The sequence below is a fragment of the Xanthomonas sp. SHU 199 genome (assembly GCF_000364665.1).
Lineage (GTDB): Bacteria > Pseudomonadota > Gammaproteobacteria > Xanthomonadales > Xanthomonadaceae > Xanthomonas_A > Xanthomonas_A sontii.
Genome location: NZ_AQOI01000578.1, coordinates 1 through 1326, shown reverse-complemented (window position 1 = coordinate 1326; position 1326 = coordinate 1). Strand labels below are relative to the sequence as shown.

The following is a 1326-nucleotide window of genomic DNA, read 5'->3' as shown; positions in this document are numbered from 1 at the left end:
GCAGCGGCCTGCGCGGTGTCGGCGAACGGCGTCCACGACATCGCCTCGCGGTAGCGGTCCTCGCCCTCGCCGGCGCGCATCACCTCGTAGGTCCAGTGGCCGCGCCGCACGGCGCTGGCGCCATCGCGGTCGCGCAACACCTCCGGCACCGGCACACCCTGCGCGCGCAGATGCGCGATGAAGGCGTGCTCCTCGCCCAAGGCATGCAGATCGCGCACGCGGCGGTGGTGGCGCTTGACGAACAGCGTGCCGACGCTGGTCTCGACCTGCGCCGCCGCCGAAAACGGGCGCGGGCTGTGCCAACGCAAGGCGTGCAGGCGGCCGGGCAGGGCGTACTGCTGCAACAGGGCTTCCACCTCGCCATCGGACAGCGGCGGCCAGTCGGCAGCCACGGTCTGCATGCCCATGCCGTGCATCTGGTGGCGGGCGCTCATGCGCGTGCCTCGCGGTGCCGGCACGACCCGCCGCGCCGTGCCAGCGGCCGCAGGCTGGGCATGCCATGCGCCACAGCGCGGCCCTTGCGGGTGGTTGGTCTAGACCAAGGGTGAGGAGGCCCGGGGCAGGGCCCGGTCGCGCGATCGGGAGCGGAGAAGCGGGCGCCGCCGGCGTCTCGGCATGGGCGCGGGCTCAGTCGGCGCGCGCGGTCTGCGGGGTGGGGCGGCAGCCTGGGACAGGAAACAACGCTGACCGGCATCTGCACTGGGCGAAGGAGAGGACACGGATCGCTCCGTCTCCCATGCGCGCGGGGCCGCAGGCGGCCGCGCAGCGCACGGGGCGCAGAGTATGCGCGGCAATCGCCGCCGCCGCCATGCCCGCCGTGCGCGTGGCGGGCGGCGCATGCGGGGGACATACGGGATAATCGGCCGATGAGCGAACAGCAGATAGCCGTGGTGGTGGTGACCTACGAGAGCGGCAGCACCATCGATGCCTGTCTGCAGCGGTTGCGCGCGGCGGCCGAGGTGGCGCAGATCCGGGTGGTCGACAACGCCTCGCGCGACGACACCCTCGCCGTGGTGCAGCGGCACGCGCTGGACGATGCGCGGGTGCGCTTCATCGCCAATCCCGACAACCCCGGCTTCGCCACCGCCTGCAACCAGGGCGCCGCGGCCAGCGACGCGCCGTGGCTGGCCTTCGTCAATCCCGACCTGATGGTCGAGCCCGACACTCTGGCCCAGTTGCGCGCGCAGGCCGCCGCGCTCGGCGAGGCGCTGCTGGGCGTGGAGCAGGTCGACGAGTACGGCCGCGCCGACGCCGCGGTACGCCGCCGCGACCCGGACTTCGCGGCGATGCTGCGGCATCCCCTGGCCGGTTCGCGGCTGGCGCTGA

Annotated in this window: 2 protein-coding genes; one reads left to right on the top strand and one right to left on the bottom strand. The window is 73.9% G+C overall.

The genetic code is table 11. The features are described from left to right. Positions 1-434, bottom strand: a 434-nt coding sequence (locus D183_RS0117025) for a phosphotransferase (RefSeq protein WP_017910058.1), incomplete at its 3' end; no start/stop codon positions are given. 432 nt (positions 435-866) lie between these two features. Here D183_RS0117025 and D183_RS0117020 point away from each other — a divergent pair. Next, positions 867-1326: glycosyltransferase family 2 protein (locus D183_RS0117020; RefSeq protein WP_017910057.1), on the top strand; the 460-nt coding region annotated here is incomplete at its 3' end.